This is a genomic window from Alistipes timonensis JC136, assembly GCF_900107675.1.
GTDB lineage: Bacteria > Bacteroidota > Bacteroidia > Bacteroidales > Rikenellaceae > Alistipes > Alistipes timonensis.
Window position 1 is genome coordinate 328,098 of sequence record NZ_FNRI01000004.1, and the last position, 11,647, is coordinate 339,744.

Sequence of the window (11,647 nt, forward strand, 5' to 3'; positions counted from 1 at the left end):
TTTCGGTCGTGTTTATCGGGTTACACAAAGGAAGTTGCGTCCGGCGCGGAAACGTCCGAAGGAGGAGAGTTCTCCGGTCGTCGAGATGAAGGCGACACGGCGGATGACTTCGTCCGAATAGCCCTTCTGGTTGATATACCAGCCCTGCGTGGCGGAGGTGTTGCCGTTCTCGTCCAGATTGGGGTAAAAATAGGGCTCCGGCGCTTTGGCGGCATCGGCTGCCGGGGCGCACCATACGCTGATGGCGTCCTTGTCGTATTTGCCGCGGGCGGCTTTGGCCGTGATGCGGCAGACGAGCAGCGTCTTTTCGTTGTCTTTGACCAACTGTTTCCCCTGCACGACCGAGGCGGCCGCCTTGCTCGACGTGAGGCGCGTGATACCGGTCAGCAGCGATCCTTCGGCATCGACGATCACCTTGCCCACGGGGGCATTGTCCGTGTCGGTGAAAGTCAGTGTCAGCTCTTCGCCCGGTTTCTTGGTAATTTCCGCGCTGAAATAGATGCATCCGTCTTCGGCGAGGCTGTAAGTCTTGTCGAGGGCGATTTCGGCGCGCGGTTCTCGGAGGTCGGTGTCGGGTGTCGGGTCGAGCAGCGCCTCGGGTTTGTAGATGCGCACGTAATCCACGGCCATCCACGTTCCGTCGGCTTCCTCGTCCACGAGCGGCGACCAGGCCGACCCCCACGGAATATTGGCCAGGATGATGTGCATCTTGTCGCCGTTGTAGCCGCCGAGGTAGTTCCAATCCTCCTGCCCGTATTTGCCGTAGGCGCGCTGTTCTTCGAGCGGATTCCATACGGGGGCTTTGCCGACGCCCGTGTAGTACTGGTCGGGATAGGTCTTGCTGGTCCTGCCGCGCCAGAGCTCTTCGCCGTCGAGATAGTAGATCATTTCGTTTTCGCCGTACCACAGTCCCCAGACGTGGTATTTGTCGAAATCGTGTTCGACGGCGATTCCGGCGGCGATATCGCACTTGTTGCCGTTCTTGTCGAGGGCGTAGGGATAGGTTTTCCAGTCGTGATAGGCCAGATGGCCGTTGCCCTTTCCGGTGCGGACATCCTTGCGGGCCTCCACGATATCGACCTCGTATTTGTTGCACCAGGTATTGTTGGGCGGAGTCTTGCAGGCGAGCCAGAAGGCGTTGTTTACGCCCGACGAGGCCCCCGAACGGAACCGGCATTCGATGTAGACGTTGTTCTCCAGCGGCTCTTTGAGATAGACATAGCCCGCGATCCATTTGACCTTCTCACTGCGGTTGACCTTGCGGACATTGAGGCGCAGCTCTCCGTCGCGCACCTCCACGGCTTCGGGGCCGCGGCTGGTTTCGTGCTTGATGTTGTCGGGATTCTCGGCGGCCCAGATATTCCAGTTCATCTTTTTGCCGTCGAACTCGTCCGAAAAGATCAGGCGGTAGCCGCTCAGGTCGATGGTCTTGTAGCCCTCCTCTCCCGGGCGGGCGGGTGTTTCCGGAGTCTCTTTGGCGCAGGAGGCCAGCACCGCGAAATGCAGTGTCGCGATCAGCAGAAATGCTCTCAGTTTCATAAGGCGGTTGTTTTAGTCTTTCGATAGTTTGAACGTTCCGCTGCGCACGAGCCGTCCGTCGGTGGTGACGCCTGAAAGCTCAATGACGATCTGTCGGGCTTCGGCCGGAACGGGAGCGGTGAATTCGAAGGGGTAGGAAGTGTCGTTCAGCGCCAGAGGCCGCCCGCCGTCGATGCTGTAGGTCATCGATACGTTGCGGAAGCGGCTGTCGTCGTCCTGCAGGTAGATGTAGCAGGTCTTCAGTTCCCGGCCCAGGTTGAGGAGCATGGCCCGGGCGCGTCCGAATTCCAGTTCGCCGTAGTCGTGGCGCCATCCTTCGGTATCACGGTCGGTCAGTTGTTGCTGGAAGCGGGGGCGAATATCGACTCCGCGGACGATAAGGGCCGTGATACCTTCGGGCGATACCTCGATGCGGGTTTTGCCGTCGGTGACGGTCTGCTCGCCCGTCCGGCGGTTGTCACGCCATACTTCGGCAGTAAAACTTTTTCCGACAAGCATCGGCAGCAGTTCGGGATTGAATGTGATTTCAGCGGATACTGCGCGGGCGCTCTGGTTCGTGAAAGCCACCAGCAGTTCCCCGTCGCCCCGGGCCGCGAGGTAGTTCAATTCCACGTCGGAGGTGGCGAGCAGGCGGCGGGGCATCCAGAGCCAGACATTCTCCCGGCCGTAGAAGCGTCCCGGACGACTGCCGTAGAACTTGGCCTGCAGGTAGCCGTAGCCTTCGATGTAGTCGCCGCGGAAAGCGATGGCGCCTCGGGACTTGTTCGTCGCGTCGGTCACCAGATAGTCGTACAGGACCGACAGCAGCGGGAACTGGTGGTTGTAGTGGAACGAGTTGACGCTGATGCTGTCGTGCGGACGCAGCGGAAAGTCGGGTTTCTCGTAAGCCGTCGTGCGTTCGGTGTTGATGTGATAACCCGGGAAATTGGCGTAGCGTCCCACGATGGCGCTGCGGGCGATGTCACGGAGGAATCCGTCGCCCGTGAGGTCGGCGATGCGCAGCATATAGGGGGCATGGTGTGCCATGAATACCGCGCGGTGGCCGATGCAGGTGGTGGAGCTCTCCGGTACGAGGCCGATCTCCGAGAACCGCCATGCGGGAACGCTCTCCTCGGGGCAGTGCTGCCGGGGAATGCCGCGGCTTTTGAGGTACCAATACCACGGGGCCAGACCTCCCTTGTTGACCGTGACGTTCTCCTGCGGGATGGAGGGAACCATCCAGACGAACATGGCATATTCGCGGGCCCCTTCGTGGGCGGCTTCGAGATAGCGCCGTTCGCCGGTCTCTTCGTAGAGCTCCAGCAGGTTGATGTAGAACGGGGCGTAACGGTTCCAGAAAAAGGCGTTCTGGAATTTCTCGGGCTGCGTGCGGATGAATTTTTCGATATAGATGTCGGCCTGTCTCTTCGCATGGTCGAGGTAGGCCGTCTCTCCCGTTGCACGGTACATTTCCAGCGCGTCGTACCAGTTGCCGCCGGCTCCCGGGATGCGTTTTTCGGCGGGTTTGTGCTTGTAGTATTTCTCCTCGGCGAAATAGCGCAGCACGGGGCTTTTGCCGCCCGAGAGGCGGTAGAGCCCGGCCAGTTCGCTGACGGGCGCGCAGGGACCCGCCAGTTCGCGCGAGGGCGACTGCACCTTCTGCGTCGTGTCGAGGCAGAAGAGCGTGTTCTTGCGCGAGAGCATATATTCGACGATCGGGTAGGCCCGGCGGCGGTAGAGTTCCCCGTCGTCGGCGACCAGAGCCACCGAAAGCGGGTTGAGCGAGCTGACGTTTTTCGTCGAACCCGGCACGTCGGTCGAGTAGGAGCAGCCTTTCAGACTGTCGATGAAGTTGCTGTAAGGGCTCAGTGTGTAGTCGATGATGTTGTCGATGGTGTTGTTGAGCGTCGAAATGGCGTTGCTGCGGTAGTCGTGGAAATCGTAGAGGTTGCGGGCCATGGTCTGAAAGGCGATGTTCAGCGGTTTTTCCTCGACCCACAGCCGCATCCGGAAAGCGAAGGGTTTGCCGGGCTCCATCTTCGAACCGGCGTGTCCCAGCACCGGGGCGAAGAGCATCGGCTGGACCTTTCCTTCGGGGTTGTGCAGGGCCACGCCGAAGCGGTTGTTGTCGCGTGTGGGCAGGGGTTGGAAGGGCATTTCCCGGCTGTCGGCCGCAACGCCCGCCGTCGCGCCGCCGACATGGACGAGCGTGGCGGGAATCGGGCAGGTGAAGGCCAGCGACATGTAGGGCTGCGAGGGGAAGATCCGCCGCTGCCAGACCATCGGCTGCCACAGCGCTTCTACCCGGCCCAGGTCGAAGGACGGGGCGCCGAGATATCCTACCGAATAGTAGCCTTCGCGCGTCGGGGTGAATCGGAACTCCATGCCCGGCGCCGAGCCGTCGACGGCCCAGACGCGGCATTCGAGCGTTCCCCACACCGTGGCGGGGTAGCTGAAACGGATGGTGTCGCCCGCCATTTCTGCTTTCGAGGGGGTGAGGTCGGTATACGGGGCCGCAGCGAAAAGATCGAACGTGCGGCCTTTGACCGATCCGCTCACCGAATCGTCGATGCCGTCGCCGCCCATGCTTTTGCTCTGTTTGATCTGTGCGATAGCTTTCTCCGGTGCGAGGTTGTCGGCTATCCACGAAGGGGCGAAAAAGCGGCAGTCGGGCAGGGTGCGAAGCTCCATTTTCGGGTCTTTGTCGGTCCGGAACAGGCGGAAGTCGGCGCGGAATGTGAACCGGGCTTTGCCGTTCGTGACTACGACAGTGTCTTTCTGCAAGGTGGCTGTCATCTGCTGCGGCTCGCGGGGTGCGGCTTGCAGGGTCATCGCTCCGGCGATCAGGCCGGTTAAGAGGATGATTCGTTTCATCGTTGTACGGTGTTAACAGGATATACGGGGCTCCAATCGCTGGCGTAGCCGTAACGAAGCCGTTTGCGGATGCGCAGATAGTGCTGTGCGTCCGGTTCGACGACGGGCAGGTTGCAGGCACCCGTCACGGTCGTCAGGATATGTCGGTCGAGTTTTTCGGGGACCGTCCCGTATTCGAATTCATAGCAGAAATCTCCGAAATCGCAGGCATAGCCGACCTGAATGTTCCCGCCCTCCTGAGCCAGGTGACGGATGACGGGAGGCAGTTCGGCGGCGCGGGTCCGGACCCGGACGATCTCGGCGGCAGGAGTCTCCCCGGCGTCGTTCACGGCGACCAGCTGGATCTGATACTCGTTGCCGTATTCCAGTTTCGGCAGTTCGATGAATCCGTCGATGGTCGGGGCGCTTCGGTTTTCGAGCCGGTCGGTGCCGTAACGGACATACCATTCGTCGGCCGTGAATCCGCGGTCGAACCAGATGCGGATGATCTCCTGTCCGCTTTCGGTCCGTGTGACGACTGGGGAGGCGGGCGTGGCGAGGCTCTGCACGGCGTCGTGTACGGCATAGCCCGTCGGGGTGACGAGTTCGGCGCTGATCCTTGCGGCTCCGGCGGTCGGGAGTGGAAGTTGCAGGCTGAACGCTTTGTCGCCGGGTTGGATGACGGGCAGCGTCCGCACGGCGCGTTGCAGGGTGTCGCCGTCTGCACCGAGTGCGCTGAGCCGTACGGTATACCCCTCCATCCGGAAAGCCGGCAAATCGAGCCGTCCGCGCGGAGTCAGGGCGATTCCGGCGCCGTTTTCGGTGAGCGTCAGGCCGAATTCGGCGAGCGGGGAGTTTTGGCATTGAAGTTCGCGGAAACCCCGTTTCGGCGTGCCGTAGACGTCCACGATACCCCAGGGACGGTTGCCTGTAGCCGCCGTGCCGCTGTCACGGTAGTTGGTGCGGTAGTCGTTGAAGGTCCAGACCGAAGCGCCGATCAGGTGCTCGCGCCCCCGCATCGAGGAGAGCATGGCGGCATAGTCCGAGAGCGTGTTGTTGGGGTCCTCGCTGTTGGCTTTGGTGCCGTACTCGCTGTAAAAGATCGGTTTGCCCGGGTAGCGGCGGTGCACCTCGTCGGCCCGTTCGCCGTGCGCGCCGTATTGGTTGAAAAGGATCATGTCCGACAACAGCACCGGTTCGTCGTATTGCTTGGCGGCGGTGTGTGTGACATAAACCGCCAGGCGCGTGGAATCGAGCTCGCGGATGCGGCGGAAGGCCGAGGCGAGATAGCCTTCGATGTCGGGGTTGTCGCTCAGGCGGCCGATCTCGTTGCCTGCGCTCCAGCCGATGATGCAGGGATGGTTGTAGCGCTGGGTGATAAGTTCCGTGAGCCAGCGCATCGGCACGGGATGGTCGGCTTCGACATAGTGGTTCTTGTTCCAGAGCGGGATTTCCTCGAAGATGAGCATCCCCTTTTCGTCGAGGTAGTTCAGCACCTCTTTGGGCAGGGCCAGGTGGCTCAGGCGCGCCATGTTGACGCCGCAGCTCTTCATCCGGTCGATGTCGCGGCGGTAGATTTCGGGAGGCAGCGTGTTGCCGTGGAACGGATCGTAGGGAACCCAGTTCGCGCCGTTCAGCCGCACGCTCTCGCCGTTGAGCAGCAGGCGGTAGCCGTCGATCTCGATTTTGCGGATGCCGAAACGCTCGGTGACGGGCTCTCCATCGCCGTAGGTAGCTGTGACGGTGTAGAGATGCGGGTGGTGGAAGTCCCAAAGCCGGGCCTTGCGGATGCGGAGCGGAATGAGCGCCTCACTGCGTCCGGCGGCACGGGCTTCGCCCCGGGCCACGATGCGGCCCTCGGGATCCGAGATCGAAACCCGGACGGTACCTTGTTTCGTACCGTTGAGAAGGACCTTTACGCCGATTTCGGCGCTGCCTTTTTGGAGGTCGGGTTCGGCACTGACGAACACGCTTTCAATACGTTCACGAGGCACTGTGCGCAAGGTGACCGGACGGCGGATGCCGCCCCAGTTCCATGTAGCGCCCAGTTTGAAACTGTTTTCCGCACGGACGACGAGGCGGTTCACAGCGCCCGGCGCGATACGGCCGGTGATGTCGAATCCGAAGGAGGTGAACCCGAAGTCGTGACTGCCCAGGTGTTTGCCGTTCAGCCAGACGTCGGCGTCGGCGTAAACCGCCTCGAAGTCGAGCAGAATATCGTATTCCGCGGGTTTCTGGGGCAGGACGAACGTGGTGGCATACCACGCCGCACCCGTATAGTCGGCGTATTCGAGGCGGGTGTTCCAGCATCCCGGAACCTCCGTTTCATCCCATCCGCTGCGGTCGTGCCCGGGTGCGTACCATGCCTCCCGGAGACCTGCGTTCAGCGGGTCGGTGCAAAAACTCCATTTTCCGCCGAGCGGCGTTTCCGCAGCCGCAGCCGCGGAACAGCAGCAGAGCGCAAGCAGTGTGAGCAGTCGTTTCATGGCCGTTTAGTATCTGAGCAGTGTTTTTACGGGATAGAAGATGATGTCGCCCGATTCGAAGGATTTGTCCAGACGAACCCGGTTTCCCTGCTTGTCGGTAAGGTATACCTTGCCTTTTTTGACTGTTACGGTCAGCGGATGGCTCGGGAAAAGGGTGTAGAGCGTCTGCCCGTCCTGGAAGGATTCGGGTGCGAATTTTCCTTTTATGATGTTGTATTTTAGGGTATTGCGCAGGCGTGGGGGATTGCCGTTGGCATAGCCTTCGGTCCGGTAGTAGACCTCGATACCGGTGTTGTCGGGGACGATCACCGTGTACTTTTTGCCGTCGGTCAGGTAATCGGCGAACGAGTTGTCGCCGGCGTACATCGCATACATGCGTTTGTATTCGGTGACATAACGGTCGTATTTTCCGTTGTCGGTCCGGGAGAGCAGTTGCAGCGCTTCGCCGCCTATCTCCCCGGTTTGCTGGGCCTGGACCGGCGGGAACGAGCAGAACAGCGCCAGCAAAGCCGTGATCGTGAAGGTTTTCATCGTTTCTTGGTTTTAAGTTCCGTATCGAAGGTGAAGGGCGGCAGCGGAAGGCCGCTCTTGTGGTAGATCGTGAGGGTGTTGACGTTGCCCCAGGCATAACGCGCTCCGGTCGGGACCGGTACTTCCGCGGAGGACAGTTCCAGCAGGTTGCCCCGGATGTGCAGGTCGGCTTTATGCCAGTTTCCTTCCGTATCGCGCAGCTCGAATCCGGACTCCCCGCCGCGCAGGGTAAGACCGTTGCGGATGCCGCCGACGGAAATTTCGACCCTGCGGCCCTCGACCGAGGCGGGGCCGGGTAATGTCAGCGTTCCGGGGTCTTTGCCGCCGTAGACGAGTTCTTTGGCTGCTGCGGCGAACCGTATGCCCACGGGGTATTTGTTTTTGGGATGGATATTCTCCGCATCGCCGCAGTCGGCCGTTACGACCATGGCCGTATGGGGGACCGTGCGGGCCGTGTTGAGCTGCGACTGGCGGAGGCGGGCCCAGCGTTCGCCGCTCTTGTCGCCCGGAACCCGGTAGGAAGGGAGCTGGGCGAAGATGAAGGGCAGGTTGTCGTTGCCGAAAAAGCGGCGCCAGTCGGCGATCAGTCCCGGAAACAGGGTGGCGTACTGTTCCGGAAAATAGCCGTTGCTCTCGCCCTGATACCAGATGACGCCGCGAACGGTCAGGCCGCGAAAACGGGCGAGCATCTTTTCGTAGAGCACCGAAGGATTTTTGTAATGGCTTCCGATGCCGTCGTAGACCTTGCCGACGGCGGCTTTCAGCGCCGGATCGGATGCGAACGCTTCGGGACTGATCCATGCTTCGGCCGTCGAGCCGCCGTGCGAACAGTTGACGATGCCTACCGGAACGCCCAGTTCACGGTGCAGCTCCCGGGCGAAAAGGTAGGCCACGGCGCTCCAGTCGTAAATGTTCCGTCCGTAGGCTCCCGACCAGGGACGGTCGGAGGTGTCGAGCAGTTTGCCGCCGCTGACGACGTTGGCCCGGTAGTAGCAGCGGATGTCGGAGTAGTCGGCATCGCGGATCAGGGCGAGGCGGTCGTCGAACTCCATGCCGCGGACTTTGAAGGCCATGTTCGACTGTCCCCCGGCCAGCCAGACCTCGCCCACCAGAATGTCGCGGATCGTCACGGCCTCGCCGCCGGACCGGATCTCCATCGTGCGGTTCCGGCTGCTGGCCTCCAGAGCCGGAATCGTGACCTGCCATACTCCCTGTGTATCGGCTTCCGTCGTGACGGTATGTCCGGCAAATGATACCTCGACGGTGCTTCCGGGGGTTGCCGTGCCTTCCAATGGAAGCGGTATGCCGCGTTGAAGTACCATGCTGTCGCAGAGGTAGGGCGCCGGAGCGAGTTTCTGGGCCTGTACGCCGAAGGCGGCGGAGAGCAGGACGGTCAGGATGAGAAGACGGAGCGGTTTCATGGCAGGCTATTTTTCGAGCGTGAGGGTTTCCCATTCGGTTATGGAGCCGTCCTTCTTCCGGGCCGAGGTCCGGATTTCGAGATGTTCGGCGTCGGCCGGGAACGTGAACTCGTAGGGATAGGTCCCCGAACCGAGGCGTTTGCCGTTGACCTCCGCTGTTGCTGAAGCGTATTCCGTGTCGCTGATGTTGAAGTAGATGTAGGCGTGGCAGTTGTCTTTGCCCGTGTTGAGCACCATGCAGCGCACACGGTCGTCGCCGCTGGCCGCATAATCCTTGCTCCATGCCTCGGGAACCGCCAGAAGACGCTGTTGGACGGCAACTTTCGGCCGGACGCCTTCGATCTTCACGGCGGTCAGCGAGTTGGGTTTGACGGTGACTTCGAATTCACCTCCGTGCGCGTCTTTGCACGAGCCTTCGGGACTCAGCAGGCGGACTTTGCAGGTTGTGTTCCGGCCGATGCCCAACCGTTCGGTGTCGAGTCGGACCGTGGAGACGACCTCGCGGCCGCATTGGTTCGAGAAGGCGAGGTAGAGGGCATCTTCGCCGCGGGCGGCCACGTAGTTGAGTTCGATGTCGGAACTTTCAGCCAGTCCGTCAGGCATCCACAACCATGCCTGCTCGCCGTAGAACTCGCCCGGGCGATGTCCGTAGAATTTGCTTTGCAGGTAGGCGTAGGCCTCGATGAACTCGTCGGGAAACCGGATTGCGCCCCGGCTGCGGTACAGTGCGTCGGTGACGAGATAGTCGTAGAGCAGCGATACCTGCGGCATGATGTGGTTGTAATGGAACGAGTTGACCCCTAATTCCTTGTGTCCGCGCAACGGATAATCCTCCTTTTCGTAGATCGTCGTGCGGGCCGTGTTGATGTGGTAGCCCGGGAAATTGCGGTAACGCCCGACGATGGCGTTCTTGGCGATTACGGCCAGGAAATCGTCACCCGTGTAGTGGGCCAGTCGTACGAACCAAGCGGCGTAATTGGCCATGAAGATAGCGCGGTGTCCCGTGCAGGTCCCCGACGATTCGGGGGTGAGTCCGATTTCGGAGAGTCGCCAGGCGGGGGCCTCTTCCCGCGGGGCGTCCATCCGGGCATGCCCTTTCTGTTTCAGATAGGCGTAATGCGGGGCTTTGCCGTCGGGGTTCACGACGATATGCGTGTCGGGAACCTCCGGGCAATACCAGATATACTGGGTGTAGAGCCGTGCGCCGCGGTGCGCCGCTTCGAGGTAACGTTTTTCGCCCGTCGTTTCGTAGAGTTCCAGCAGGTCGATCCACTTGGGAGCGAAACCCGTCCAGAAGAAGAAGCCTCCGGCCGCCGGGTCCGAAAAGTCGGCCGCCGGGGTGTCGATGCGGGCTGCGATATAGGCGTCGGCGCCACGCATGGCTTCGTTCAGATAGACCGTGTCGAGCGTGGCCCGGTAGAGATGCAGGGCGTTTTTCCAGGTGCGGCCCTCTTCCCGGACATCGAGGTTCCGGACGCGGCTCTTGCCGTATTCCTGTCCGGCGAGGCGCACGAGGAACGGGTTTTTGCGCTGGAAGACGTTGTAAAGTGTCGTCAGTTCCGAAATAGGTGCGCAGGGGCCGTCGAGCTTGCGCGACGGGTACTGGATGCGCTGCATCGAATCGGCCGAAAAGAGGAATTTTTCGCGCGAGAGCATGTATTCCAGAATGGGGTAGGCGCGTTTTTCGTAAACGGCTTCGTTGTCGTTCAGCAGGGCGATCTCCAACGGGTTGAGCGCCGAGACGTTCTTCACGGCGCCCGGCACGTCGGTCGAGTAGGCGCATCCTTTCTGTTCGTCGATGAACCAGCTGTAACGGCTCATCGTGTAGCCGATGATGTTGGCGATGGTGTTGTTGAGCGTCGAGATGTCGTTGTGGCGCAGGTCACGGAAGGCGTAGATGCGCTCAGCGGTACGCTGTACGGCGTCGGTTGTGTTTCCTTTGCAGGCGAACAGCAGTGCGTTGAAACGGTAGGTGTCCCCTGCCGCCATTTCCGACTCCGTGCCGCCCGGAACGGGGGCGAAGAGCATCGGTGCGGCTTTGCCTTCGGCGGTGCGGAGTGCAACGCAGAAGCGGCTGTTTTCCGCGGTGGGCAGCGGGTCGAAGGGAAATTCTGCGGGATGGGCCACGATGCCGCGGCTTACGCCGTCGGTGGTGACGAAGGCCGAGGGTACCGGACAGCGGAACGCCAGCGTAGCGTAGCTGCGGTCGGGAAAGCGGCGCTCCTGCCAGATCATCGGCTGCCACAGCTCCGTGACACGCGCCGTGTCAGCCGCTTCGTAGCCGGTGAAGCCTACCGAATAGTAGCCGTCGGTCTTGGGCCGCAGCGTGCAGGAGAGCATCGGGTAGCCCGACACGGAGTCGACGCCCAGTTCGGCTTCGAGTGCGAAAAGCTCGTGTTCGGGGTAGGTGAAGCGGACCTTTGCGCCGTCGGCGACGGCTCCGGAGGGACGCATTTCGATATTTTCGCCGGTGTTGAAGAGCGAAAAGGTCCGGGATTCTACGGCGCCTTCGAGGATGCTCGCGTCGAACCCGTCGCCGACCTGATCGTCGGTGCGCTCGACGCGCCGCACGTCGCCGTTTTCCGAACGCCAGGTGGCGGCGTTGTAGAGTACGTTTTCGATTCCTGCGGGGCGCATTTTCAATTCCGGGTCGCGGGGCGTGCGGATGATCGTGAAGACCGGGACATAGCTGTTTTTCGTGCCCTCCGTCCGGAAGGTGATCGTGCCGTTGGGTGCGACGCTGACATCGCCGTCCGTCGCCGGAAGGTGTATCGAAGAGCCGCAGCCGGCGAGCCATAAGGTTGCGGCGAGTGCCGCTGCCATCAATCTGTATTTCAT

At 61.4% G+C, this 11,647-nt stretch carries 6 protein-coding genes; all 6 read right to left on the reverse strand.

The genetic code is table 11. The annotated features are described in order from the left end of the window. Nucleotides 1-12: 12 nt before the first annotated feature. The 6 genes from BLU78_RS07510 to BLU78_RS07535 are packed head-to-tail and all read right to left on the reverse strand — an operon-like array spanning nt 13 to nt 11,647. Nucleotides 13-1,539: a glycoside hydrolase family 16 protein gene (locus tag BLU78_RS07510; RefSeq protein WP_010262697.1), complete on the reverse strand. Its 1,527-nt coding sequence runs from the start codon at nt 1,537-1,539 to the stop codon at nt 13-15. Between the two features lie 12 nt (nt 1,540-1,551). Continuing rightward, entirely contained in the window at nt 1,552-4,392 is a 2,841-nt protein-coding gene (locus tag BLU78_RS07515; protein ID WP_010262699.1) for a glycoside hydrolase family protein, read from the reverse strand. Further along, the gene (locus BLU78_RS07520; protein ID WP_010262702.1) at nt 4,389-6,857 is read right to left on the reverse strand and encodes a glycoside hydrolase family 2 protein; all 2,469 of its coding nucleotides are present in this window, start codon (nt 6,855-6,857) and stop codon (nt 4,389-4,391) included. The genes BLU78_RS07515 and BLU78_RS07520 overlap by 4 nt, the downstream gene beginning before the upstream one ends. A 6-nt stretch (nt 6,858-6,863) precedes the next feature. Beyond that, nucleotides 6,864-7,388, reverse strand: a complete 525-nt coding sequence (locus tag BLU78_RS07525; protein WP_010262705.1) for a fasciclin domain-containing protein — start codon at nt 7,386-7,388, stop codon at nt 6,864-6,866. Next, complete coding sequence (locus BLU78_RS07530; protein WP_010262708.1) at nt 7,385-8,809, reverse strand: sialate O-acetylesterase; 1,425 nt, start codon at nt 8,807-8,809, stop codon at nt 7,385-7,387. Before BLU78_RS07530 ends, BLU78_RS07525 begins: the two co-directional genes overlap by 4 nt. Nucleotides 8,810-8,815: 6 nt before the next feature. Continuing rightward, on the reverse strand, nt 8,816-11,647 hold the full coding sequence (locus BLU78_RS07535) for a glycoside hydrolase family protein (RefSeq protein WP_231290834.1): 2,832 nt from the start codon (nt 11,645-11,647) through the stop codon (nt 8,816-8,818).

Excerpts from the sequence above, each read along its gene's own strand:
- BLU78_RS07510 (WP_010262697.1), bottom strand. The coding sequence starts at position 1,539 with ATGAAACTGAGAGCATTTCTGCTGATCGCGACACTGCATTTCGCGGTG.
- BLU78_RS07515 (WP_010262699.1), bottom strand. The coding sequence starts at position 4,392 with ATGAAACGAATCATCCTCTTAACCGGCCTGATCGCCGGAGCGATGACC.
- BLU78_RS07520 (WP_010262702.1), bottom strand. The coding sequence starts at position 6,857 with ATGAAACGACTGCTCACACTGCTTGCGCTCTGCTGCTGTTCCGCGGCT.
- BLU78_RS07525 (WP_010262705.1), bottom strand. The coding sequence starts at position 7,388 with ATGAAAACCTTCACGATCACGGCTTTGCTGGCGCTGTTCTGCTCGTTC.
- BLU78_RS07530 (WP_010262708.1), bottom strand. The coding sequence starts at position 8,809 with ATGAAACCGCTCCGTCTTCTCATCCTGACCGTCCTGCTCTCCGCCGCC.
- BLU78_RS07535 (WP_231290834.1), bottom strand. The coding sequence starts at position 11,647 with ATGAAATACAGATTGATGGCAGCGGCACTCGCCGCAACCTTATGGCTC.